Origin of the sequence: Vibrio sp. THAF64 (genome assembly GCF_009363455.1) — a bacterium.
Lineage (GTDB): Bacteria > Pseudomonadota > Gammaproteobacteria > Enterobacterales > Vibrionaceae > Vibrio > Vibrio coralliilyticus.
In genome coordinates this window covers 653971-679793 of sequence record NZ_CP045355.1, presented here as the reverse complement: position 1 = coordinate 679793, position 25823 = coordinate 653971, and the positions used below count along the sequence as shown (strand labels likewise).

The 25823-nt window shown below is 44.7% G+C and carries 24 protein-coding genes; 7 read left to right on the top strand and 17 right to left on the bottom strand.

The window, feature by feature from the left end:
- Nucleotides 1-23 precede the first annotated feature (23 nt).
- On the bottom strand, nt 24-1454 hold the full coding sequence (gene melB / locus FIU99_RS03200) for a melibiose:sodium transporter MelB (protein ID WP_006959793.1): 1431 nt from the start codon (nt 1452-1454) through the stop codon (nt 24-26).
- Between the two features lie 70 nt (nt 1455-1524).
- Nucleotides 1525-2877, bottom strand: a complete 1353-nt coding sequence (locus tag FIU99_RS03195; protein WP_006959795.1) for an alpha-glucosidase/alpha-galactosidase — start codon at nt 2875-2877, stop codon at nt 1525-1527.
- Nucleotides 2878-3209: 332 nt separating this feature from the next.
- On the opposite strand from FIU99_RS03195, the gene melR reads away from it, so the two are divergent.
- Both melR and FIU99_RS03185 read left to right on the top strand, forming a co-directional pair.
- Nucleotides 3210-4211, top strand: coding sequence for a transcriptional regulator MelR (melR, locus tag FIU99_RS03190; RefSeq protein ID WP_006959797.1), 1002 nt, complete (start codon nt 3210-3212; stop codon nt 4209-4211).
- 78 nt (nt 4212-4289) lie between these two features.
- Nucleotides 4290-5372 carry a phosphatase PAP2 family protein gene (locus FIU99_RS03185; protein ID WP_006959799.1) on the top strand — a complete coding sequence of 361 codons (1083 nt, stop codon included), beginning with the start codon at nt 4290-4292 and terminating at the stop codon, nt 5370-5372.
- Here the strand turns inward: FIU99_RS03185 and FIU99_RS03180 are convergent.
- A complete protein-coding gene (locus tag FIU99_RS03180; RefSeq protein WP_006959801.1) occupies nt 5369-6277 on the bottom strand; it encodes a LysR family transcriptional regulator in 909 nt (302 codons plus the stop codon). The genes FIU99_RS03185 and FIU99_RS03180 overlap by 4 nt on opposite strands.
- Nucleotides 6278-6381: 104 nt before the next feature.
- Between FIU99_RS03180 and chrA the strand changes: the two genes are divergently transcribed.
- On the top strand, nt 6382-7527 hold the full coding sequence (chrA, locus tag FIU99_RS03175) for a chromate efflux transporter (RefSeq protein WP_006959803.1): 1146 nt from the start codon (nt 6382-6384) through the stop codon (nt 7525-7527).
- Nucleotides 7528-7570: 43 nt separating this feature from the next.
- Here chrA and FIU99_RS03170 read toward each other — a convergent pair whose 3' ends face one another.
- The 12 genes from FIU99_RS03170 to FIU99_RS03120 form a co-directional block, all read right to left on the bottom strand.
- A complete protein-coding gene (locus tag FIU99_RS03170) occupies nt 7571-8587 on the bottom strand; it encodes a lipopolysaccharide assembly protein LapB (RefSeq protein WP_006959805.1) in 1017 nt (338 codons plus the stop codon).
- 13 nt (nt 8588-8600) lie between these two features.
- Nucleotides 8601-9545, bottom strand: coding sequence for a type II secretion system F family protein (locus FIU99_RS03165; protein WP_006959808.1), 945 nt, complete (start codon nt 9543-9545; stop codon nt 8601-8603).
- Between the two features lie 2 nt (nt 9546-9547).
- Nucleotides 9548-10516, bottom strand: a complete 969-nt coding sequence (locus FIU99_RS03160; RefSeq protein ID WP_006959810.1) for a type II secretion system F family protein — start codon at nt 10514-10516, stop codon at nt 9548-9550.
- Between the two features lie 11 nt (nt 10517-10527).
- Nucleotides 10528-12018 (bottom strand): ATPase, T2SS/T4P/T4SS family, encoded by a 1491-nt coding sequence (locus FIU99_RS03155; RefSeq protein ID WP_006959811.1) that lies wholly within the window; start codon nt 12016-12018, stop codon nt 10528-10530.
- Nucleotides 12019-12044: 26 nt separating this feature from the next.
- Nucleotides 12045-13268, bottom strand: coding sequence for an AAA family ATPase (locus FIU99_RS03150; RefSeq protein ID WP_006959812.1), 1224 nt, complete (start codon nt 13266-13268; stop codon nt 12045-12047).
- 186 nt (nt 13269-13454) lie between these two features.
- Nucleotides 13455-13736: a hypothetical protein gene (locus FIU99_RS03145; protein ID WP_006959813.1), complete on the bottom strand. Its 282-nt coding sequence runs from the start codon at nt 13734-13736 to the stop codon at nt 13455-13457.
- Between the two features lie 8 nt (nt 13737-13744).
- On the bottom strand, nt 13745-15208 hold the full coding sequence (locus FIU99_RS03140) for a type II and III secretion system protein family protein (RefSeq protein WP_038513361.1): 1464 nt from the start codon (nt 15206-15208) through the stop codon (nt 13745-13747).
- Nucleotides 15209-15216: 8 nt separating this feature from the next.
- Nucleotides 15217-15960, bottom strand: coding sequence for a Flp pilus assembly protein CpaB (gene cpaB, locus FIU99_RS03135; protein ID WP_006959815.1), 744 nt, complete (start codon nt 15958-15960; stop codon nt 15217-15219).
- On the bottom strand, nt 15957-17303 hold the full coding sequence (locus FIU99_RS03130; RefSeq protein WP_006959816.1) for an ATPase AAA: 1347 nt from the start codon (nt 17301-17303) through the stop codon (nt 15957-15959). The genes cpaB and FIU99_RS03130 overlap by 4 nt, the downstream gene beginning before the upstream one ends.
- Nucleotides 17304-17318: 15 nt before the next feature.
- A complete protein-coding gene (locus tag FIU99_RS03125) occupies nt 17319-17840 on the bottom strand; it encodes a prepilin peptidase (RefSeq protein WP_039951756.1) in 522 nt (173 codons plus the stop codon).
- A gap of 24 nt (nt 17841-17864) precedes the next feature.
- Entirely contained in the window at nt 17865-18014 is a 150-nt protein-coding gene (locus FIU99_RS27290) for a Flp family type IVb pilin (RefSeq protein ID WP_006959818.1), read from the bottom strand.
- A 99-nt stretch (nt 18015-18113) separates the two neighbouring features.
- Nucleotides 18114-18278, bottom strand: a complete 165-nt coding sequence (locus tag FIU99_RS03120) for a Flp family type IVb pilin (protein ID WP_006959819.1) — start codon at nt 18276-18278, stop codon at nt 18114-18116.
- Nucleotides 18279-18762: 484 nt separating this feature from the next.
- On the opposite strand from FIU99_RS03120, the gene FIU99_RS03115 reads away from it, so the two are divergent.
- The 3 genes from FIU99_RS03115 to FIU99_RS03105 all read left to right on the top strand — a co-directional run bounded on the left by FIU99_RS03115 (nt 18763) and on the right by FIU99_RS03105 (nt 22332).
- On the top strand, nt 18763-19500 hold the full coding sequence (locus FIU99_RS03115) for an AraC family transcriptional regulator (RefSeq protein WP_006959820.1): 738 nt from the start codon (nt 18763-18765) through the stop codon (nt 19498-19500).
- Nucleotides 19501-19636: 136 nt separating this feature from the next.
- Nucleotides 19637-21322 (top strand): AMP-binding protein, encoded by a 1686-nt coding sequence (locus FIU99_RS03110; RefSeq protein WP_152472002.1) that lies wholly within the window; start codon nt 19637-19639, stop codon nt 21320-21322.
- A 101-nt stretch (nt 21323-21423) separates the two neighbouring features.
- Nucleotides 21424-22332 carry a LysR substrate-binding domain-containing protein gene (locus FIU99_RS03105; RefSeq protein WP_006959821.1) on the top strand — a complete coding sequence of 303 codons (909 nt, stop codon included), beginning with the start codon at nt 21424-21426 and terminating at the stop codon, nt 22330-22332.
- Here FIU99_RS03105 and FIU99_RS03100 read toward each other — a convergent pair.
- Nucleotides 22329-22535, bottom strand: coding sequence for a DUF1127 domain-containing protein (locus tag FIU99_RS03100; RefSeq protein WP_019274081.1), 207 nt, complete (start codon nt 22533-22535; stop codon nt 22329-22331). The two genes, FIU99_RS03105 and FIU99_RS03100, sit on opposite strands and share 4 nt — an antisense overlap.
- A gap of 98 nt (nt 22536-22633) precedes the next feature.
- Here FIU99_RS03100 and FIU99_RS03095 point away from each other — a divergent pair, with 98 nt between their 5' ends.
- Nucleotides 22634-23566: a LysR substrate-binding domain-containing protein gene (locus tag FIU99_RS03095; protein WP_099609574.1), complete on the top strand. Its 933-nt coding sequence runs from the start codon at nt 22634-22636 to the stop codon at nt 23564-23566.
- A gap of 85 nt (nt 23567-23651) precedes the next feature.
- On the opposite strand, the gene fusA is transcribed toward FIU99_RS03095, so the two are convergent.
- On the bottom strand, nt 23652-25739 hold the full coding sequence (fusA, locus tag FIU99_RS03090; RefSeq protein WP_006959822.1) for an elongation factor G: 2088 nt from the start codon (nt 25737-25739) through the stop codon (nt 23652-23654).
- Nucleotides 25740-25823 lie beyond the last annotated feature (84 nt).

Genomic DNA, 25823 nt, shown 5'->3' with positions numbered 1-25823 from the left:
TTTGGATAAAAGGGCTGAACAGATTACGCCTGAGCAGGCTGAGGTTTGTCGGAAGAAACGATGTCTTCATTATGCTCATCGTTGTCGACTAGCTCATATTTTTCCATCAACTGTTGCTGGATCTGTTGATGATACGCGCCATTCAATTTGTAGTAACGGAAGTACATAAACAGCGCGATAGCAAAGAACAAACTTGGTAAGCCAATCATGATACACTGCATGCCAAAGATGGTTTCCGGCGTTTGCTCTACATTAGGCACGTAGTGCACAGCGGTTAAGGCAATACCTATAAAGAAAGCCGCAAACGCTGAGCCCGCTTTTACTACCAGAGTCTGTACTGAGTAGGCAATGCTTTCACAACGCACACCAAGCTTCACTTCACCGTAATCAACCGTATCGGCAACCATAATTACGTTAAGCACCCAGAACAGTGCGGTACCTATTTGCAGGAACACACCTGCAGTAGAGATAAGCAGCACACTTTGGGTATCGTTCATGCCAATGTAGATCAACACTGCACTACCGATAATCGGGAAGCCAGACGCACAGGCCCAAAGAACTCGGCGAGAGAACCACTGAGCCAGTTTAGGGAATAGGACCAGCGTAATGAGGTTAGCGATGCTAGCGTACGCCATGTAGTAAGGGAACAGGCTCTCGTCCCCTACAACATAGGTGAAGTAGTACACGGCAAAGGCGGTAATAATGTTGGTCGCTAGGTTGTAAGATAGAGCCATACACAGCAGGCTGCTAAGCTGATCGTTCTTGTAGATCAACGACAGCATTTTCTTCAGAGATACCTTCTCTTCAGGCTGAGCTTTATTGAGTTTGGTGGTTGAGTAACGCTCTTTTACGTTGCGTAGAGTGACAAAAGTGGAGATCAGGAAGCAAACGATCAGTAACAGGGTGAACATCTGAAAACCAAAGCCTTTGTTGTCTTCACCACCAACATAGTTAATGAATGGCATCGCAATCGCAGCGGTTACCGTCCACGCTAAGCTAGCAAAGAACCTCGGGAAAGGGACCAGCTCTTCACGCTCTCGCTTATCAATCGTCAGCGTTGGTACCAAAGACCAGAAAGGGATGTCCATCAGGGTGTAAGTCATACCCCATAGAATGTAGGTAATGGCTGCGTAGGCGATAAGCCATGGGCCTTCAATCAGGTGGGCACTGAACACCATGTACAAGACGACAGAATTCGTTAGGGTACCAATCAGAATCCAGGGTTTGAATTTCCCCCAACGGGTTCGGGTATTGTTTACCACCCAGCCCATGAGTGGGTCATTGACTGCATCCCAGATTCTCGCCACCAAAAAGATGGTGCCAACAATGCCCGCTGAAATACCGACTACATCCGTATAGTAAAACATCAGATACATGTAGACGATTGTGATGGCGAAATCCTTGCCGTAGGCACCAAACCCATAGCTGAGTTTGGTGCTCATCGAAATACTCATGTTTGCTCCTTAACGCTCCCATCACTGGAAGCGTATATGATTCACGTTATTGAAAGGGATATTATTATTTTTATTGATAAACCCATTCAGGAAGCCATCCCTGATGTGCTTCGATTAAGTCATCCACCAACGCATAGATTTCATCGATACCGAGAACAGCCGCGGTATGTGGATCCAACATCGCAGCGTGATAAATACGCTCACGGTTTTCTGTCAAGATGGCCTCGGTTAGCAGCGTTTGAACATTAACGTTAGTCTGCATCAATGCCGCTAAATGGCTCGGCAAGCGTCCTGCTTTGGTCGGCTGAATGCCATTGGCGTCAACCAGACAAGCGACTTCAACGCAGCAGCCTTGCGGTAAGTTGTCGATTAAACCCTCATTCTTGACGTTGCCGTAGATAACACTTGGCGTACCTGTCCAGATCGAGTTCATGATCGTACTGGCGTACTCCTGAGACTCTTTCACTGTGATTTGGTCAGCTTGCTTGTAGTCTTCTAAATCTTGTTTCCATGCAGCAATCTGTTCAACACAACGTTTTGGATACTCATCAATTGGCACTTTATAGCGCTCAATCAGATCCGGTCGATTTGGCTTGATAAAGTAAGGCGTGTATTCAGCAAAATGCTCGGAAGATTCCGTGACAAAGTAGCCCAGCTTCTTGAACATCTCGTAGCGAACTAAATTGGTACAACGGCCATCGTGATGCAAACCTGGTTTAGGAGCCTCGCCACGCTCAAACGCATCGAGCAAATCTGGATAGATATCAACGTAATTGCCCTGCTCGTCCTTCTTCTCAAACGTCAGGTAGTAAGCCATGTGGTTGATGCCCGCACAGGTATAACGCAAGTCGGCGTAATCCAAATCCAGATCGCGTGCTAACTCTTCTGCCGTCCCCTGCACGGAGTGACACAAGCCAACCTGTTTAATCTCTGGATACTTTTCGTACATGGCCCAGGTATTCATCGCCATTGGGTTCACGTAGTTCAGCATGGTGGCATCCGGGCAGACTTGTTTCATGTCTTCACACACACTCCACAGGTGCGGAATGGTGCGTAACGAACGCATAATACCGCCCGGGCCTAAGGTATCAGCAATGGTTTGCTCTAACCCGTGGCGCTTACACACTTCGAAGTCGGTCACGGTGCAAGGCTCATAGCCCCCAATCTGAAATGCGATGACAACAAAGTCCGCGTCCTGCAACGCTTCTTTCTGATCAAGGTGGCAAGAAATGGTGCCTGTGGCGCCTGCAGAATTCATCAACTTACTGACGACAAGATGCGACTCTTCAAGACGAATCTCGTCGATATCCATTAGCGCTACATGCGCACTTTTTAACGCTGGCTTATGAAATACATCACCAAGAATGTTTTTAACAAAGATGGTCGAGCCGGCACCGATAAACGTAATTTTTGGACTGTTCATGCTCATGTGATCCTTTATTGATAGGTCTAGGTCATGCATCCACATTACTGACTTGATTATGATTAAGTCGTCTCGGTTCAACTCATCACTCTCTCATTTACTAAGATTTAATGCCTCATGTAACAGAAAAAGTGTTTTTAGGAGTCTTTAAGAGATATTCGGGATTGATTGAGCATTTAAATCGAAAAACCACCGTCAATAACGGCAAAATGTTAGCCGTGCTACGTTCTCAGCCACAAAATGGGCGACTTATTCAGCTTTTGAACTATCTCTCTTTTTACCAAACAAAGGTCTGTTACAACCCTGTAACTACCATTTCGTAAGGAGCCGACATGCCCTCGCCTAACGATCTACTCTCTGTGACTGCTCAAGAGCAGTACTCCTCAGAATGTGTCTCGGTCAGTCCATTGTCACTCTATTCCTCTTACGAAAAAATTGATGTGGAGATGCGTGCGCCACACGCGATGCCCGGTTATCACTGGCATGGGCAAATCGAAGTTAATATTCCGTTTGGTGACGACGTAGAGTACATGATGAATGGCAGCCCAATTCACCTCAAAAATGGCAGTATTGGACTCTTTTGGGCTTCGGTGCCGCACCGTCTCACTGACCCTGGCGCAAGCCACAACATGGGCATCATCAATATTCCAATTCATCATTTTATGTCTTGGCCGCTTAACCGCGATCTGGTGAGCCAACTTACCCATGGCGCTGTGCTGCAATCTAAGTCCTGTAATTTAATCAGCGAATTTGAAATTGCTCGCTGGACAAAAGAGAGTCAACACCCGTCGGAAAGTCGCCAGCAGTTAGTCACCGATGAAATTGGATTGATGCTCAAACGCGTCTGTCTCGATGGTTGGCAGCAGCTTTCAACAGGTCGCACAGATAAGGCCGCGAAAAGCAATACTTCAAAGCACTCGCAGTTTTATGTCAGCCAGATGCTGGAGTACATTGCGACCCACCACAACACTCCGCTCACAGCACAAAAGGTCGCTGACTATGCAGGGTTGCACGTCAATTACGCCATGACTATTTTTCAGCGCACCATGCAAATGACCATCAAGCAATACATCACTGCGATGCGAATTAATCACGCCCGTGCGCTGCTGAGTGATACGGAACGAACCATACTCGACATTTCCCTTACGGTAGGATTTAACTCCATCAGCCGCTTTTACGACACCTTCCGTCGTTGTATGGAAGTCACACCTACCCAGTATCGTAAGCTAAGTCGAGAAGATCATCGCTGGGGCTGGAAAGACGCCAACCCACTTAATCAATTAGAGAAGGGCGCCTGTGATGGTAAACGGCCACTGGTGGTGAGTCATAAGTAGCTGCGCTACCGCCTCGAAGCCCCACAAGTTGCTCTACACTTAAAGTCAGGCTCATTCGTATCATAGATATAGGCAGCAGTGGACAAAGCACAGGTAATCACTCAGTGGCAACAGATACAATCAGACCTGTACCGGGATCGGGTGCTTTATGGGTATGTGTTTGCGACCACTCTTTGTTTGTATGTTTTATCACTACTTTATCTGGATGACCCAAGATTTGAATTTGATCCTATCATCTACTTGGCGACGCTAGTCCAAGTCTGTTATGTCACCTTTCTAGTGTGGAGCTGCGTCTACTATGTGTATTTGCTTTACCATCGAAAACCTCACCCAACACTCTACTTTTTCAGAGCGATGCGTTCATTTTTTCAACCTTTGTCGAAAGCCATTAGCTTTGCGTTACTTGTATTGGCACTGAACCTGACCTTTTCCAGCTACACGTTTCTAAAACCCTTGATCCCTGAACTCAATCCATTTCAGTTTGATGAGCTTTTTTACCAACTGGACAAATGGCTACATTTCGGCATTTCACCGTGGCAAATCACGCATCAAGTGTTTGGCAATGCGTTAGCGAGTAGCGTGATTAATTTTTTATACCACTTATGGTTTCTTCTAATGTGGGGGAGCGTGCTGTTTTTCATCATTCGCCGTGACCTCGAAAAATTGAGAGACCAGTTTCTTATTACGTTTCTTACTAGTTGGTTGTTAATAGGCGGTGTTGCAGCAGTACTGATGTCCTCCGCGGGCCCATGTTACATGCACTTACTCAACCCAGAGCATCAATACTATTTACCTTTAATCGAGCGGCTGGAAACACAGAGCCAATTATTGGTCGACAACCACTGGTTTCCTCTTTGGGCCTTGGATGTTCAGGAAATGCTATGGCAAATGTATTCAAACCAGAATTCTGGTATTGGCGGTGGTATATCAGCCATGCCGAGCATGCATGTTTCAGTCGCAGTAACAATGGCACTCGCATTCCAAAAATTGCACAAGAAGTTAGGTTATTTGATGTGGGGTTATGTTTTGGTCATACAGATTGGTTCGGTCCATCTCGCTTGGCACTATGCCATTGACGGTTATCTGAGTGCTATTCTTACACTAGTGATTTGGAAATCAGTCGGCTCACTCCACACACTCAAATCCTCCCACCTTTCCTAACAAATGGTTTCGGCAACAACATGTCGAACCCAGGTATTCTTTTCGTCACTATTGAGCGCTTTTAGAAACAACATTTTAATTTCAAAATCCGGCACTTCAATGGGAGGTTCGACCGCTTGTAGACTGTGACTATACATCTCCATCTCAGCAAAACGCTTCGGGACAATACATATCAGCTTCCGACCAATCAGCAACCGCCTGATGGTTAAGAAGTTGCGAGAGGCGACCCCAACACGGCGCTGAAGTCCTAGCTTTGCCAATCGCTCATCAACTTGGGTTTGCAAGTTGCCATCGGGACTGACTAAGGCATGCTCGACTGACACAAATTGCTCCAGCGTCATCGGCAGCTCTACTTCGAAACATTGAGGATCGTATAAACAGAGGTGCTGCTCCGTATATAGGCGTTGTGACAAATACCGACTGCCATGATTGGTAATACTGCCAATAACCATATCGAGATGTTCACTGTCAGCGATGTCTTGGTAATTACTGCGATTAACGTTGTAAAAACTAATTTGAGAGAGAGGGGAATGACGTTTAATCGCATCATAAAGCGGTGCAGCAAACAACTGTTCGGCATAATCCGTCAGACCAATTTTCCACGCACCACTGTACTCTTGTGGAACAAAATGCTGCTTTGTCAGCAGATCATTTTTAATGCTTGCCAACAAATTATGAACTACCGGAGCCATATCATGAGAGCGCTGTGTCGGTTCCATGCGTGTGCCAATACGTTCAAACAAAGGGTCATCAAACAATGCTCGAAGACGCTGCAAGGTATGACTCATAGCAGACTGACTCACATAACACTGCTGCGCTGCAAGGCTAACGCTTTGGGTATTGTACAAAGCCTGAAACGCCACAAGTAAATTGAGGTCGATCCCTTTCCAGTTGAACTCTTTCACAGCAATCCCATATTATTCATACATTGTATTAAAACTATTAATTGGAATCATTTTAGTACATTTCTTAAAGTATGCGCAGTATTTGTTCTAAGAGTTACCAGACCATGTTGTCTATTTTTAAAACCTTTTTTTGGCTTGGTTGGATAAGCTTCGGCGGCCCAGCTGCCCATATCGGCTATTTTCGTAACAATTTTGTCGAAAAACTAAACTGGTTAGACGATAAAGAGTACGCGCAAATCGTCGCACTCAGTCAATTCCTTCCGGGCCCTGGTTCAAGTCAGGTAGGTTTTGCTCTCGGTTACAAACGTGGCGGTTTACCGGGTGCCTGTATGGCATTTTTGGGCTTTACCCTGCCTTCCGTTCTTATCATGCTGGCGCTGGCGGTACTTAGTAGCCAACTGACAGAAACTTCTCTGTTTCAGAATATTGTGCATGGTTTGAAACTGTTGGCCGTTGTTGTGGTTGCAGACGCCACTTGGGGAATGTACAAAAACTTCTGCAAGGAAAAACTTTCAGTATCGCTTTGTTTATTAACCGCAATTTCACTGTTAGTTCTTCCCGGTATCGCGACCCAAATGCTGGTTTTAGTGATCGCAGCACTTATCGGCATGAAGTATTTGGGTAATCAGGAAGAGTCTGTCCAGACACGCTTTGAGCCTTCAATTCTCCCCTTGACTCTCTTCGTTGTTCTTATTGTGGGCTTGCCTTTTGTCGCTTCCAATGTGCCCGCTCTGGGACTATTCAATGACTTTTTCCAAGCAGGTAGCCTAGTATTCGGTGGCGGCCATGTGGTGCTGCCATTACTGCAAAATATTGTCGGTGACCAACTTAGCCAAGACGCTTTCCTAACAGGATATGCCGCCGCTCAGGCCGTGCCTGGGCCGATGTTTACCTTTGCCACTTACATTGGTTATGAGTTACTACCTCAAGCACCAATCGCCGGCGCACTGATTGCTACTATGGGTGTCTTTTTGCCGGGGTTCTTACTACTTTTAGGGGTACTGAAAAATTGGCAGTCGCTGGCTAAAATGCCCAAAGTGTCTGGCGCCGTAAACGGCGTGAATGCAGCCGTTGTTGGCCTCTTGGTAGCTGCACTTTATCAGCCCGTATTTGCCAGCGCGGTCATGAGCCCAATTGATATCTCTTTTGTTTTGGTGGGCTTCTATCTGCTTAAACAGCTCAAACTGCCTATTGTCTGGATGGTGATATTCTTTATGGCCGCAGGTATCGCAGGTGGCTATCTCAACTGAAATCACTGAGAGACAAAAAGGGAGAGCATTGGCTCTCCCTTTTCTATTCCGCTACCGCAGCAGTTTTGTTTTTTTCTTCCCGCACCATAGCTAACGCGCGTTCAAGATTTTCGTTGGCGACTTTATAGTAAGACGTTTTTGTGTCGATAGCTTGCTGCAAGTATGGGATCGCCTTGTCTGGCTTGCCTTGTAGGATTAAAAAATACCCGACATTGTTCAACGCTTCCGGCTTACCCATATGCTGTGAAAAAACGTTGATCGCTCGGGTAATTTCGCCTTTGCCTAAGTAAATCAGAGCAAGGTTATTCAATGCTTTATCATTGGTCGGATCTTTATCCAGAGCCTCTAAAGTAAACCTCTGTGCTTTGCGGTAATCTCCTTCCATATAAAATGAGTAACCTACGTTGGTTAAGGTTTTTACCGAATTTGGTTTGATACTTAGCGCTTTTTTATAGAACGCCTGAGCTCGCTTATGATCAGTATCAATATCGGCAATGACTCCTAGCCCCATGTAGGCAAACTCTGGAGAATAGTTATCTGTTTTCAACATAGCTATCTCTTTCGAAGTCGCTAAATCTTCCTCGCTGAGTGTTTTTTTGCTCCCCAATCGAATTTGGTCGGCATTAATCGCTTTGAGGAAATAACTACCACCAGATTCCACATCGCCCGAGCGGCTGTAAATGGTACCGAGCTGTTCAAGCACCTTCACATTATTCGGATTTTCTTTCAGCGCCAGCTGATACGCTTTTTGCGCCATCGGTATATTGTTGCGAGATTGGTGAATTCGACCAATGTTGTACAGCGAACGGTCGTGAAATTGGCCATTTTCAAATGCCAACGAGCGAATGTATTCATACAAAGCCAAATCAACATTGCCAGCATTCAGAGCATCATCGCCCCGAGTAATGGCTTCTTTTTCTGTTTTCGGTGGCTCGTCTGAAGTCAAAGAGTCAATGGGTTTACCTTCATAAAGCGACGTATCAATACTCGGCTCATTCGATGCGCAAGCCGTTAGCAGCGCTCCAGATAGGGTGAGCACTATCAGATGAAATCCTTTCATTGCTCCACTCCTTTTAGTTTCCTAGGGTCGATGTGAATAGCAGCATAGAAGGGCCGATCGCTACAATGAAAAAGCACGGCCAGATAAAGAGCAGCAGAGGAAATATCATTTTAGTCGGTATCTTCGCTGCTATTTCTTCGACTTCTTGATTTCTCTTGTCCCGATAATCATCGGTATATTCACGTAATGTTTGTGCCAAACTACCACCAATGCGCGAGGCATGTGCCAGCATGGTGACCAGACCCGCAATCTCAATAAGCCCAGTACGCTCAATCAAATCATTAAATGCATCTGACATTTCCACACCTGCATTAATTTTGACACATACGGTATCCAGCTCATCAGCAAAATCTGGATGAGAGATTGCAACCTCGTCAGCGACGCGGCGAAGTGCTGAATTAAATCCCAAACCCGACTCCGTACACACCACCATTAAATCTAATGCATCCGGGATACCACCACGAATTCTTGATTGACGCTTTTTGACCAAATGTCCGAGAAGTATATTGGGCACATAAAGCCCGCCCCCAACACTCGCTACCATGACTAAATTCAGCATCGCCATGTCTGGGGTAAGAAAGTAAAAGCCTGCCGCTAACCCTAAACCGACCGCGACTGTCATGCCTTTAAACGCATAGAAAACCGTCAATGCATTCGCATCATGATAGCCAGCATGCATGAGTTTTTGCCGTATACTCTCGCTCTCTTTTGAGTTAGAAGGCTTCATCACAGGAGCCAGTGACTCTAAGGTATGATCCAGCCTGCGACTTTTTTTCAGTTTGTCTGAACGAGTAGACTGCCTGAGTTGTTCAAGCTTTAATTTTAGAGGCGATTTAGGCCCGACCAGCAACAGCGACAGGGTGAACACCACCAACACCGTCGCCAAGAGGATTAGGCTCAAAAAGACTGTCTGCTCGTCTAAGTTGTAAACTGCAAACTGTTCCAGAATCGTTTCCATGTCTACACCTCGAAATTAATGATTTTCCGTATCCACAGAGAACCGATAAATAAGCTAACGACACCACCACTGATCAGCTTCATGCCTCTGGGGTCGGTATACAGGGGTTCAACATAACCAGGGTTAACAAAACTGAGGAAAAGAAACAGCACAAATGGTGACAACACCAAAATCCATGCAGATAAACGGCTTTCTGCTGATAATGTCTTAATTTTTCGCTGCAACTTAAAACGAGCTCTCAATACCCTAGACACTTTTTCCAGATTCTCAGATAAATTACCCCCGGTCTCCTTTTGCAGCAGCACTGCACTGGAAAACGCCAGCATGGAAACGGTCGGCGTTCGTTCTGCCATCTGCATGATCGCCATACGCATGTCATAGCCATAATTCAAAAGATTAAAGGTATTTTTGAACTCAACACCAATTGGAGCTGGCATCTCTTCCCCAACCTCACTGAAGGCTTGAGTAACGGGCTGTCCCGCTTGCAGCATACGGCGCATAATATCTAATGCCTCCGGTAGCTGTCCTTCAAACGCGGAAAGGCGGTCCGATATTTTCTTGCTGAGCCAGAAATAAAGAAATGCCCAGATGGCAACTACTACTGCTAGAGCCACATAGACAGGTTGGCTTATCAATAGAACAATAAAGAAGCCACACACTGATAGAATCGATGTCACTGTCAAAGTCTGTGTCAAACTCCAATCATAACCGGAAAGCTCAATCATTTTTTTGAGTGAAGAGAACACCTCAAACCGAACCAGCTTTCTGTCTAACGGCGTTAAACTTTTAAGATAGTGCTCTTGGAGCAAAGACAAGGCTTCTTCATCGAGCTTCGATTGGGATTCTTTAAGACGTTCGGACAACTCTTTGTGCTTAGCTTTGCTCCCCGCTGCAGGCAAAATCAACGCTTGTGAAATAAACACCACAGCAAAAAACAAGAGTATGAAAAAGAATGTTGCGTCCTGATGCATAATTCTTCTCCTTATGAGTATGACTCATTGAAGATATCGAAAGACAGATGGAGCCCTTTTTTCGACAACTGATCATGGCACTGAGGTACCACACCAGTCGCCGTGAAGTACCCTAGCACATTGCCATCTTCATCTAAGCCTTTACGGTGAAATTTAAAAATCTCCGACATGGTAATAATCTCACCTTCCATACCGTTGATTTCACAAATGCTGACCATACGACGCTTACCGTCCTCCTGACGCTCCATCTGCACAACCAAATGAATTGCAGAAGCGATCTGAGCCCGTAAGTTTTTAGCCGACATGTTCCAACCTGCCATCGCAAACATATTCTCGACACGAGACAAAGCATCGCGCGGCGTATTGGCGTGAATCGTAGCTAAAGAACCGTCATGCCCGGTATTCATGGCCGCTAGCATATCAACAGCTTCAGCGCCACGGACCTCCCCCAGCACAATGCGATCAGGTCGCATCCGAAGGGAGTTTTTAACCAAGTCACGCTGAGTGATTTCCCCTTTGCCTTCAAGATTGGCAGGGCGAGTCTCAAGGCGAACAACATGAGGTTGCTGCAACTGCAGTTCAGCGGAGTCTTCGATGGTCACAATTCGATCATCAGAGGGAATGAAGCCAGAGAAAATGTTTAATGTGGTGGTTTTACCCGAACCTGTACCACCCGAAATCAGTACATTGAGAGCACCATTAACCGCGGCTTCAACAAACTTGGCCATTTCTGGTGACAAAGAATTGAAGCTTAATAGGTTTTCCATATTAAGTTTTTCGACTGCGAAACGACGGATTGACACCGAGGCACCATCGAGGGCTAAAGGGGGAATGATGGCGTTAACACGTGAACCATCCACCAATCGTGCATCCACCATAGGCGAAGCTTCATCAATACGACGCCCAACTTGACTCACAATTCGATCGATAATGTTACGTAAGTGACGCTCGTCGAGAAACGTATAAGGAGTCAGTTCTAACTTACCACGACGTTCAACAAACACTTTTTTCGGGCCATTGACCAGAATATCAGAGACAGTTGCATCGTTAAGCAAAGGCTCTAGGGGCCCTAAGCCGAAGACTTCATCTTCAATTTGTTGAATCACACGCTTACGACCTTCCGCACTTAATGCATGGGTCTGATCGTCCGCCATCAGTTGAACAATCGCGTCGTGCAGTTCTTTTCGCGCTCTGTCATTTTCCAGACTCGCCAAAAGTCCTAAGTCCAATGTTTCTAACAGTCGCTGGTGGTAATAATGCTTAACCGCTAACTCTTGCTCTAACTGCTTACGCGCTTCCTCAACAGCGTGCTCTTTTGCTTCCGCTTCGAGCTTTTTTCTTTCTCGATAAGAATCGACAGGTTCATGAGACTGATGCAGCTCTAGCGAGACGCTTTCTTTTGGCTTGTCATCGACCATAGCTTGCTGTTGATTTTCTTCGGCCTCTGCTTCAGCGACCCTCTGCTGCAATTCTGGATTGATGTTTTTTCTTTTAAAGAACATAAAAGTTCCCTCTTAAAATATGCTCGCTAAGAAAACAACTTTTTGAACCAACCTTTTTTCACTTCATTATCTGGCATCAAGGTAGCCGCTAACTTCCTAACAGACTTAGCAATCGCACTCCCCTTTCTAGCTTGAATATAAGGGCGCCCTAAGTTGGCACTTTCAATCGCGACTTTGAATTCATTGGGTATGGTATGAATAGGGATATTACCTACCGTGTCCTGGATATCCTTTAACTTGATCGATTGACGCTTTTCGAAGCGATTCACGACCACTTCCATTTGCTCTTTGGATACGCCTAGTTCAAAGGTGAGTAACTTGAGAAGTTGAGTTGTATTTTTAATCGCTACTAAGTTTTGCTGTGTGATCATGAACACCTTGGTGGCAGGTGAAATCACGGAAGTAAATGTTCGGTCGAGCCCACGTGATAAATCAACAATCACATACGGGTACTGTTCTCTTAACACCGGAATCAGCTTATTCAGTTGGTTCGCTTTTTCAAAATTTTCATGGCTACTTTCACGTTTAAAACCGATAACATGCAGGCCCGATTCATGTTTAGTAACCAAGCTGCCCAGTGAGACGTCATCAAGGTCGGCTACATTGGCGATTGCATCAGCCAAACCATAGGTACTGTGGATATTTAGATAGTCTTCGATGACGCCAAATTGCATGTCCAGATCGAGCAATAAGACATGCTCAGGGTTCTGTTTGGCAATGGTTATTGCAGTGTTCAAAGCAATCATAGAGGCACCTGCGCCACCTTTAGTGTTCATAAACACCATCAGCTCGCCAAGATGACGGTTAGCAACTTTATCTTCAGCAACATTTTTCAGCAGAGGTACCAGTTCGTCGAGCATCGCTTTATCGGAAATGAAATCAGCCGCTCCAATTCTCAGCGCTATTTTCAATGCACCGTTATCATTTTCATTACCAAAGACAATTAAGGAAGCTTCATGACCACTTTCGGCAGAATCAGGGGCTTCATATTGCTGCAGTTCGACAATTTTCTGTGCCCAATTCGGCCCAGTTTCAACGAAAATCAAATCAGGAGGAGAGAAGTGAGATAGATTACTCACAACTAAGCCATGGAATGAGATCATTTCAAAACTCACGCTCTGGCATTTAGACAATTCATGGCTAATGTGCAGGTGAAAAGCATCAGACGAGTAAAATACCCAAATTGTTAAATTGGTTTTCAATCTGATAGGACAATCTCCATTTGGTGTAAGCTTAACCGCTTCTCCCATACCCTTTCTCCTAGCAGCCCGCTAGATGAAGTATTAACATACTTCAAAGCATTCCAGTCTCTATAACCCTTCATATCTACTGGATTAACTTTGACTGCATTCTCTTTTATTAGTCTAATTGTAGAAAACAGCGTGACTTATGTCATAGTTTCGACCATAAGTTATCGAAGCTATTTCTCTAGGACACTATTTTTTCCCTGAGCCTTGGCCAAAATTCTCAATAACTTGGCTATCTGTGCCTGACAACTCAGAGTCCTGCTTACCAGTATAAATTTGATAAGCCCCTTCCATCCGCTCACCACTACCTGTCGGGATCACCTCAAGATTATCTCTGCTCGCATTCGGGTTATAAGTCTGCTCAGATGCTATTTTTGCAACATGCTCGCCGAGGCGGTCTGCATTGTTAACGCAACCTAGTAGCGTGAAAGGCAGGCATAAAATACAAATCTGTAAATATCGATAAATCATATTGCCTCCTATAAACTGTGTCCGAAGGTACCTTCAGTGCCACCTTTGGAATAATCCACCATGGGCGCACTACGCTCTGCTTTTGGTTTCGATGCATCAGCAGGTTCAAGATAGGCACCTCGACCAAGCAAATAGTATTCAAAATCATTTGGCTCAACGAACGAGTCTGTCGGCAACGTCACCCGGTTGCGATCAATAGGTTTAGCCAAGCGTGGAGTCACCAGAATCACCAACTCAGTCTCACCTGAGATATATTCCTGACTATTAAACATCTGTCCAAGAATTGGGATATCGCTGAAACCCGGCATTTCAGCAACAGAGTCCCTTACATTCTCACTCAACAAACCAGCTATCCCAATAGTCTGCCCATCCGCTAACTCCAGTGTCGACGATGCGCTACGACGTGTAATCGGGGGGATGACATAGGTGGCGTTCGTACCACCAGGGGCAAGGGTTAATGTGGCAGAATTGGCGATTTCACTCACGTCCACCGCAAGATTAAGGTTGATTTTCTGATCTGTGAGTATCGTAGGAATGAATTTTAAACCTACTCCGTACTCTTTGTATTCGATTGTAATACCGTCCTCATCAGGTACAGGGATAGGAAATTCCCCACCAGCTAAAAATTCAGCTTTCGCACCACTCAGCGCTGTAAGATTAGGTTCAGCAAGGACTTTGGCCGTACCGTTCTGCTTGGCAATATCCAAGGCGAATGTAAAGAAGGTATTGCTGTCTATCAGTGTTCCTAGCAACCCCGTATTTTCAATAGTCGGTGCATTAAAAATCGGCGCGACAACATTGTTCACATCGTCAATGGATCCCCCTGCCGATGTGCCCCCCCAATTGAAGTCACCACTCGACTGAAAGAAATGAAAATTAGAGTCAAATTTTCTGACTAACGTACGCTGCACTTCCGCAACCGTAACTTCCAACATCACCTGTTGTGCTCCGCCAATAGTAAGCAGATTGATGACCCCTGTTTTTGAAACTTGCTCACTCAGAGATTCCGTTTCTTTGTCGACTTCTTGGCCAGCGGCATAAGTTTCTGCCACTCTTAAAGCAATGTTCATCGCCGATTGAGAGCTGACTAGGCCACTGAGTATCAGTCTATTTTGCGCGCTGTGCACACCAATTTCTTCATCGGGAAGGAATTCGAATAGCTTGGCTTTTAAACTGTTGAGGTCATGCGTCACTTCGATATTGATGGACTCAATTAATCGGCCTCGACTATCCCAAGCCATCAGGTTAGTCGAACCCAATTTTTTACCGATCAAGAAGACTTCATTGGATTTAAGCATCACAATATCCAACACTTCTGGATCACCAAGTGATACCCGTTTTGCTTTTCCAACTAAAGTGACATGGGTCGATTTATGATGAGGGACTTTAACCACTTTGCTCGACTGAGTTGCAGCGTGTGATTGGAACGAACTCAGCACTAATATAATCATTAGAGTAATTATGTTTTTCATAGCTCACCTCAATCCTTGACTCGGATATTGCTAGACTGTGTGCCTTTAATGATGGTGACACTTGGCGCTACATAGCGTTTGACCGCTTTTTCTTCTTCATGAGGATTTCTCAGCGTCAGCTGAATTTCCCCTTTACTGCGTGCCGTGAGTAATTTTTCCGCTTGTCTTGGTGTAACTTCCAGCGTCACAGCTCGCACGATGATGGGTTTGTTGTCTTTGGTTCGAGCAGTTTGATCTACCGCAAGTACCTTAATGTCTTTCAAAACGGTCGACGTTGACGCTGATGTTTCGCTGTATTTTACAGTACTTAAAATATCGACCTTATTTCCCGGAAGAAGAAACCCTGCCACACCAATGACGTCATTCACCCTGATCGTCACAGCTCGTTTATTTTCAGGAATTAATGCAGCCAGAGTAGAGCCTTCACCAGGCACGGTAAGACGATTTTGGTTAATGATTTCGCCGGGAAAAATACTGGTTGCAACGACTTGACCAATTAACTCTTCTGAGCTGGTGAACTGAAACTCGTCACGCCAATCTTTCTCCAACAGCTTGCTCGTCAGATGCTGCTCACCAATAACACTCCCTGCTGGGATTTCCTGAGCAGCGACGACAACCGGTTCTCTCTCTACCACTTCTACTTCGGTTTGTGGCTGAAGTTGTCTGTCCATCCACTGCTTAGCAAAAAATACTGCCCCTAAGCCAAATGCGATAGACAGCAAAAAAAGCAAAATAACTTGATTTCGACTCATCGAGCGCCTCCTCCTTTACCATCAGCAGTAAAATAGACTTCCCAGGCGCGATTTATGATTTCAGGGGAGATAACGGGGTCAATTTCTTCAAATACAATGATATCTCGGCTGATCCCTACGATGTCTTTGGGTAGACAGGGATAAAAGCCCACGTCGTGCTGACGGTGTAATTCAAACAAAGTGTCAAAACATCCCTCTGCGAGAGACAAATCTTTCGAACTGGAAATGATGTCCCAGAGCTCTCGGTATTCATGCTCTAGAAGTGGTCCAAATTGAATTTTGTAGCCTAACCGACGCAAAAACGCAGGATCACTGATCTTTTCTGGATCGAGATTCGTAGAAAAGGCGAGCGTCAGAATAAATGGAATGGAAATTTGCTGACCATTAGGTAAATTGAGGTAATCGTAAAAATACTCCATCGGCACAATCCAACGATTGAGTAGAGTATCGACGGGCATGGGTTGTCGGCCCAAATCGTCAATGATGAAAATACCGTTATTGGCCATCATTTGCAGCGGAGCTAACCACACTTTGTTGTGTTCACTGTGATTGACTTCAAGCATGTCCATGGTGAGCTCACCACCAACCTGAATACTAGGACGTTCACACAGCGCCCACCTGCGATCGAAGTGCTCTTTAAACGAAATGGAATGTATTTCTTCACTCCGCACTCGCTTATGATGCTGGGGTGAAAAAACTTTGATGATGTTGCCCGCCGCGAAAACAGAATATGGCACGTAAATCGATGTATTAAGTGAGTTAAGGATCTTGGTTGCAACAAACGTCTTCCCTGAACCTGCGCTGCCATACAAAAGTAATGCCCTGCCTGAGTTGATAGCAGGCCCAAGCACACCCACCATGCGTTGAGCACCAAGAACATCTGACAATGCGTATTCTACGTCGGCCCGATTTACCATTTGTGCTCGAACGTCTTGCGCTTCGACCATTTGGCTGTATTGACGGAGTGAGACAGGTACAGGCCCTAAGTAGGCATCTTTTACAAATGCAATGTCTGCTTCTTGAATCCCAGATTCTGATAAACCATAACGAACATGACCGCTCGATTGAGCTGTGAAGCTCGCTGGCGTCGCCTGAAAAACTTCGACTAACGACTTAGCTCTGAGTCCGGCAATAATGTCTTCGATTAAATGGCTGTTGATACACAGTAATTTGGTGAGTTGTAAGATGTCTGATTTAGGGTAGGCAGCCAAGTGTTTTACGACTAGATTTTCCACCACAGCTTGGGGCACACCCAGATCGTCAAAGGTGGTTGGAACAGGAGGCTCTTTAGCTTGTGGAGTGAGCTCGGTCCTGTGTCGAACTTGAGTCGTCGCCTGAACCATAATGACTCCTTGTCATCAATTCAGAAAATAAAAATAAATCGCAATTCCAATTACAACTACGGGGGCAAATGGCATTTGATAGTGGTCACTCATTTTCTGTTTAGGTGGCCCAAGCATTTTGGTTCCCGAAGCACCATACAAAGCAAATAGCGAATATTTTGAAAAAAGTACTTTGGCTTTCTCAGGGGATTCAGCTAAACGCAATAGTGCGAAAAATATACCAACAACAACACTGGAAATTGCAATCCAAAACACCGCTTGTGTTATATGTTCTGGACCTAGCCAAAACCCGACAACACCCAAAAGTTTTACATCACCTGGTGCCATCACCTTCAAAAAGTAAAGAATCAGTGCACAAATAAAGCAAGTAATACCAGTACCAACCGACCATAATAAAAGTGGATAATCTTGAATAATAAAAAGTTTATTTATTAAATCTAAAAACAAAATTATTAATAATAAGGTATTAGGAATTCGATGCTCTTTTGCGTCTGAGACGGCTACAGCAAACAAGACTATCCAAATAAATAAGTTCATTTAACCGTCCCTTGCGTATAAGTTTTAGCTAAATATAGTCGCAAACTCCGCAGATAAAATACCTCTGATGGCAATAAACAATCCTGCAAACCCAGCGACAATCAAGCCAGCTCCCACTACATACTCTACGACTGTAAGCCCCTCTTCATCACGACAAAATTCAACAACACTCATCACCACACCCTCCTCACAAACGTACAAAGGACCCATAATATACATCATGGGCCTGTACATTTGTTCCTCAGTCGTGGTTAAGTCATACACGACTGTGATTTAGCCAAATACGCCTGTTAGCTGAGTTTCTAACGTACTACTAAAGGTTGTAAATATCCCAGTAAGACCTGCAACTATTAGCCCTGCACCAACAACATACTCAACAACAGTCAACCCTTCTTCATCCTTAAGAAATGCTTTGATATTAACTAGTACTTTATTCATGACCTGTCTCCTTTCTAAAAGTACACCAAGCTGTCACGCTTAAAGTTAATTTAGGTTTTACAGGAAATAAGAGTTAGGATTTTTTTAACTATCTTTTGCACTTTTTTGCCATATTTAATTCATCACTCAGCGAATTATTAAAAGAAAAACATCGATGATGTTTTAATTTAGAATAAATACTCATGATATTTTAATTAACCATATTCAGCACAATATATTGTTTTTATTTACTTATTTTATATTGAATATCTAATGGTTTATTAGATGGTGCCTTTGTTTAACCCAGTCTCACTTCTGAAACTTGACAAAACCGCCAGAGCACAAAAGTAAGACCTTCATCATATTTATGAGTAGCCATAATTATAATTAAATCAATATGAGCATTACTAACACTAGTGAATTGTATCGTTCTGGTTGAGTTCGACTACCACTCACCTACCATTACTAGTGATAGTGAGGATAGTAAGACAGGAAACAGCGCATAGTGGATGTTTTACATAAAGGATACTGGCTAGGCCAATCAATAAGTTACGTCACCAAGGACGTCGTTCGAGATTTAGAAAGACGTTTCCTCCTTCTCGATTACGGCTATGATGTTTCGGTCCTAAGCGAAAATGATATCCACTTCTGCTTCTTCTTTTATGAAGAAAATTTCCATTCGCTATTTCTTACCGCAGCTAAGCTATGTCAAAACCTCAACAAACACTTAGTTGTCATCTATAAAGACCAACTCAATCATGATGTGGAAGAGCTCGATGTCGTTTTCTCCACATTCAACCTCAATCAAGGCGAGATGAAGTCTTGGGCTGAAAAACTCAGCAACCAAGTGTATCACCAATTCAATCAACATCAGGAAATTCTTGAGATACACAAAGTATCAGCGATTGTTGAACAAAAACACATCAGCAAAGATCTGGTCGAAATCCTAAGATACATAGATAAAAATTTATCTAGAACCATCAGAGAGGAAGATATTGCAGAGTATTGCCATTACTCTGTTACATACTTCTCAAAATTCTTCCATAAATCGATTGGAGTCAGTTTCAGAGACTACCTCACCCTTAAAAGAATTAGTCTTGCTAAACAATTACTTAGTGACAAGAGAAAAGAGAAGATTTCATTTATAGCTTTTCAATGTGGCTACAACGATGTGTCTTACTTCTCACGCATCTTTAAGAAAAAAACGGGCTTCAGTCCGGCCATCTACCGCCAGCTACATTAGTTTTCACATCACGGTCACAAGTTCCTGTTGAACTACCCTCTAATACTTCCCTCTTTTTCACCCCGCGTGCTAAAGTTAACAAGCTGTTAACAATATAAAAAATACCATAACTTTGCCAATAACATGGAGTTAGAAAATGATTCAGCCTAACGAGTTAAGCAAAACGACTTGTGCTCTCCCACCACCAAATGAAATGATCCTTCGCTGGGCAGAGGAACGCCCAAATGAAGTGTATCTAAAACAAATTATTAACCGTCAATTCGTCGAGTTCACCTATGCAGAAGTTGCTGACAAAGCACTAAAGCTGGTGTCTGCCTTAGAAGAGTTAGGTATACAGCCTCGCGATAAAGTGGCTCTGGTCTCGAAAAACTGTGCTGAATGGTTCATTTGCGACTTGGCAATGATGCTGGGCGATTTTGTCAGCGTCCCCATCTTCCCAACAGCGGGGGCCGACACCATTGAGTACTGCGTCACTCATAGTGAAAGTAAAGCGCTAATTGGCGGTAAGCTTGACGATGCTGCTGCAACTCAGCAAGTACTGGATGCAATGCCAAATCTAATCAGCATTTCGCTTCCATACGATACAGCACCGAAATGTCAGCACAGCTTTAACGACTTAATTGCTAAATCTCAGCCAAGCAATGCTCGTCCTGAACACTACGATGATAAGTTAATGTCGCTGGTGTACACATCAGGTACATCCGGCTTACCAAAAGGCGCGATGCTCACCTATGGCGCATTTAGCTGGTCAGTACAGCAACTGATCGATCATATCGGCATTCAGGAAAATGACCGTTTGTTCTCTTATTTGCCGCTGGCGCATATCACTGAGCGCGTGTACATCTTTGGTTCTTCCATCATGGGTGGAGTCCCGACTGCATTCCCTGAATCCCTTGATACTTTCATCGAAGACGTCAAAATGCACCGCCCTACACTATTTATCTCGGTGCCGCGCCTTTGGACCTTATTCCAGCAACGCATTCAAGACAAACTACCGCAGAAGAAACTCAATATCCTGCTCAAGATTCCTTTTGTTAACTCCTTGATTAAGAAGAAACTCGCTGACGGTCTTGGACTGGATCAGGCTCGTGTTTTGGGCTGTGGTTCTGCTCCCGTCTCTCCAGCCTTGCTTAACTGGTACCATAGCGTTGGCCTCAACATCACCGAAGCTTGGGGAATGACCGAGTCATTCGCATACAGTACCCTCAACTACCCATTCAGAGCAGATAAAATTGGCTCAGTCGGTAATGCAGGCCCAGGGATCGAGCTTAAGATCGCAGAAGATGAAGAGATCATGGTTCGTGGCAAAGGTCTGTTTTCTGGATACTACAAAAACGATATTGCTACTCAAGAGTCATTTGATTCCGAGGGCTGGTTACACACTGGGGATATCGGCTTTATCGACGCAGATGGCTACTTAACCATTCAGGGCCGTAAAAAGGACACCTTCAAAACAGCCAAAGGTAAATTCGTTGCACCTGTACCAATTGAGAAAAAACTATTTGAATACAGCCGTGTGGAGATGATGTGTTTGATCGGACTAGGTCTCCCGGCTCCTATCCTATTGGTAGTCCCTCACGATTTCCCTAACTTCGATCGTGCGCGATATGAAAGAACCACAAAGAAGGTAGTGGAAAGAATGAATGCAGAGTTAGAGTCTCATGAACAGATTAAAGGGGTTCTGATGATCAAAGACCCTTGGAGTATTGAAAATGGCATCCTCACTCCAACTTTGAAAATCAAACGTCATGTCCTTGAGCAAAAATACCACGACGTGGGTCATAACTGGCCGAAGGGTCAACTCGTCGTCTGGGAAGACTAAAAATCTATAGGTAAAAGGAGAGCGAGAGCTCTCCTTTTTGCTTTTTTATCAATTGAGATTATGATGCTTAGCCATAAGGGAGCTCAACGCAAGGAATTATTATGGATGCAAGGTTGCATCATCTACCAGGTCTACGTTATTTCGAAGTGGCCGCTAGACTTAATAGCTATAGCCGCGCAGCAGAAGAGCTGTTCATCAGTCAAGCTGCGGTTAGCCAAAAAATACGTCAATTGGAAGATGGACTAGGCTGCAAACTCTTTGTCCGTGACGGACGAGAAATGCGCTTGACTGAACAGGGCAAAATACTCTTCAAGCACGTATCTCATGGTTTCGAACATATCATCACAGGGTTAAATCAGATCCAAAGTGAACCCATAGAAGGCCTACTGTGCGTTAATTCAACGCCTTCGTTTGCTTCCCGATGGTTACTACCTAGGCTGTGGAAGTTTTCCACTCAGCACCCGAACATTCCGATTCGCATCCTTACTAGCTGTGATGCACCAAATTTAAAGCAAGGTGATGCGGATCTCGCTATCTGGCAAGGCGAACAACTCGACATAGAAAGCAACAAATCCTTCCACAAAGAGTTTTTATTCGAAGAAACGATTTATCCGTTTTGCTCTCCTCACCTTGCTAAGTCTATTAATTTAAAAAAGCCATCTCAACTACAAGCATGCTGGCTAATTCACTATGAATCAGGAGGCTATCCATGGGAGTCATGGTTCGCTCAAGCAGGTGTCAGCATGAGCAAAAACTCCGTTCGTTGGATGGAAGTTAGTACCTTTGACCATGCGATGAAAGCCGTGATGTCTGGCCATGGAGCCTGTCTTGCTTCTGACTCTCTCGCCAGTGATTACGTTGAACGAGGCCTGTTAGTCAAACCTTTTGATATAGGCATGACACCGGGTATCCAGTTCAACCTTTTCTATAGTGAAGATTCTCCGCGTAAAAAACGTATCCAAGCGTTTGTTAACTGGCTCCAGGGTGAAATCAGTGATCAACAGAGCTAGTCATCCCAAAATGGCCGGCGAGATTCACGTGCCGCCTCTTCATGCTCAACACCAATGTCACGTAGCATGTGCCCAGACAAGTGATTGAGCTGGCGTCGAGTACGGTAATTTCGTCGCCATCTTTTGATTTTAGTTAAGAATTTCTGTCTTAAGGAAAGACGTTCATCAATTGAGCACGTTGGAGATTTAGCAGTAGTTTCCATAACTTCACCTTGCCTTTATTAAGATTCGACTTAATAATCGGACAATATCGCATCACTCTCAAACGATGGAATTTGACCTTTAGTTAAGGAAAACTTAAGTGAAAGATCGCCTCCCTCCTTTACAAGGACTGTATTACTTTTACACAGCAGCACAATTAGGTAGCTTTAAGAAAGCCGCTGAACATTTGTTTGTCACTGCCGCTGCAATCAGCCAACAAATACGTCAGCTAGAAGAGTTTCTGGGCGTAGAACTCTTTGTGCGCCAGCACCGAAAAGTTCAGCTTACTGCGGAAGGCGAAATTCTTTATCAGCAAGCTCGAAAAGGCTTTGAGCACATTCAGGATGGAGTTCGTCAAATCAATTCGGATCCTAACCCAAACTTATTGTCTATTTCGACACTGCCTTCTTTTGCTCAACACTGGCTTGTACCGAGAATCGGTCATTTCAGAGCTCTACACCCAGAACAAGAACTCATGATTGAACCCACCAGCGAACTAGTGGACTTTCAACGATCTAACCTTGATCTATGCATTCGTTATGGGCCGGGAAACTACCCGAATCTAACATCCAAGCTCATGCTTGAAGAGCTGCTCTATCCTGTATGCCACCCAATCTACCAAGAAAGGCATGGTATTTATGATCTTAGTGACTTAACGGGCGCGGATCTGATCGAAGATTATTGGCGAGATCTCGATTGGGGAATATGGCTACAAAACGTTGGTCATAAGACCTCGAAACCGACGTTAAAATACAACGGTTCGCATTTTGTTCTGGAAGGAGCACTGGCCGTACAAGGAGTGGCTTTAGCCAAGCATACCCTGGCTCAGAGATACATTGAAGAAGGCAAATTAGTCCGCATAGGGAACCTCGCTCAGAGAACGGACTACAACTATTTCCTTTGTGCCCCTAGCGCCTATTTTAAGCGTGAGAAAATCCGTCAGTTCTGTGACTGGATTTTCAGCCAAGTCGAAGAATGTCAGAAAGAGCACCCTAGTGACTTGGAGATCATTGATTCTCGCAGCCCTAGGTGAGAAAACAGAAAAAGGAGCCCCAATAAAGAAAGCCCCTGAAGCTTTCACTTCAGGGGCTTTTAAGCTATCTAGCTAACGTAAAGAATTACTTCTTCTCGTTACGCTCTTTAACTTCTGCGATTACTTGCTCAGCAACGTTTGCCGGACAAGCTGCGTAGTGTGCGAACTCCATAGAGAACTGACCACGACCAGAAGTGATAGTACGTAGGTGACCGATGTAGCCAAACATTTCTGATAGAGGAACGTCAGCTTTAATACGAACGCCTGTAGTACCAGCTTGTTGGTCTTTGATCATACCACGACGACGGTTAAGGTCACCGATTACGTCACCAACGTTGTCTTCTGGAGTGAATACGTCAACGTTCATGATTGGCTCTAGAAGCTGTGCACCAGCTTTTGGCATAGACTGACGGAATGCACCTTTAGCAGCGATTTCGTAAGCAATAGCTGAAGAGTCAACTGCGTGGAAACCACCGTCGAATAGTTCAACTTCTACGTCTAGAGTTGGGAAGCCAGCTAGAACACCAGTTTCCATCATGCCTTCAAAGCCTTTCTCTACTGCAGGCCAGAATTCTTTAGGTACGTTACCACCAACAACTGTTGAAGAGAACGTGAAGCCAGAGTTTGGCTCACCTGGTTTGATGCGGTAGTCGATTTTCGCGAACTGACCAGAACCACCAGACTGCTTCTTGTGCGTGTAGCTATCTTCAACTGGTTGAGTGATAGTTTCACGGTAAGCTACCTGTGGAGCACCTACTTCTAGCTCAACGCCGTAAGTACGCTTAAGGATATCTACCTTGATGTCTAGGTGAAGTTCACCCATACCTTTCAGGATAGTTTCGCCTGAGTCTTCGTCAGTCTCAACTTGGAATGATGGATCTTCTGCAACCATCTTACCGATCGCGATACCCATCTTCTCAGTTGAACCTTTGTCCTTCGGAGAAACAGCGATAGAGATTACTGGTTCTGGGAAGATCATCGCTTCTAGAGTACATTCGTGCTTAGGATCACATAGAGTGTGACCAGTTTGAACGTTCTTCATACCTACTACAGCGATGATATCACCAGCTTGTGCTTCAGTAAGTTCGTTACGCTCGTCTGCCTGCATCTCACACATACGACCGATACGCTCAGTCTTACCAGTTGCAGAGTTAAGGATAGTATCACCCTTCTTCATGCGACCAGAGTAGATACGAATGAACGTTAGTGCACCGAAACGGTCGTCCATGATCTTAAATGCTAGTGCTTTTAGTGGCTCGTCTGCATCAACAGTTGCAACTTCACCAGTAGGCTCACCAGTTTCTGGATCTGTTAGAGGCTGAGGATCAACTTCAGTTGGCGCTGGTAGGTAATCTACAACAGCGTCTAGTACTAGCTGAACACCCTTGTTCTTGAACGCAGAACCACAGAATGTTGGGAAGAATGCTAGGTCACGAGTACCTTTACGGATACAACGCTTAATGTCTTCGATAGAAGGCTCTTCACCTTCCATGTAAGCTTCCATTAGGTCGTCGTCTTGCTCTACAGCAGTTTCAACTAGCTCTTCGCGGTACTGTTCTACATCATCAACCATATCAGCTGGAACGTCTTGAACTTCGTAGTTTTCTGGAAGACCAGAGTCATCCCATACGTACGCTTTACGAGTTAGTACGTCTACAACACCAACGAAATCGTCTTCACGACCGATAGGCAGAGTCATTACTAGTGGGTTGGCACCTAGAACGTTCTTTACTTGGTCAACAACATTGAAGAAGTCTGCACCCATACGGTCTAGTTTGTTAACGAAAATCAGACGAGATACTTCTGAATCGTTCGCGTAACGCCAGTTTGTTTCTGACTGAGGCTCAACACCACCAGAACCACAGAATACACCGATACCACCGTCAAGAACTTTAAGTGAACGGTATACTTCTACTGTAAAGTCAACGTGTCCCGGAGTATCGATAACGTTTAGGCGGTGGCCATTCCACTCACAAGTTACAGCTGCTGACTGGATAGTAATACCGCGCTCAGCTTCCTGATCCATGAAGTCAGTTGTAGACTCACCGTCGTGTACTTCACCAGTTTTGTGGATTTTACCAGTAAGCTTTAGAATACGCTCAGTGGTGGTAGTTTTACCCGCATCAACGTGCGCGAAAATACCAATGTTTCTGTACTTTGATAAATCTGCCATTGTCTTACTCTGTTTATAAGGTATAAATTGCGCGCAGAGTATATCACAATCTGTCAAGACTGATAGCTTTGCGTGCATATGTGA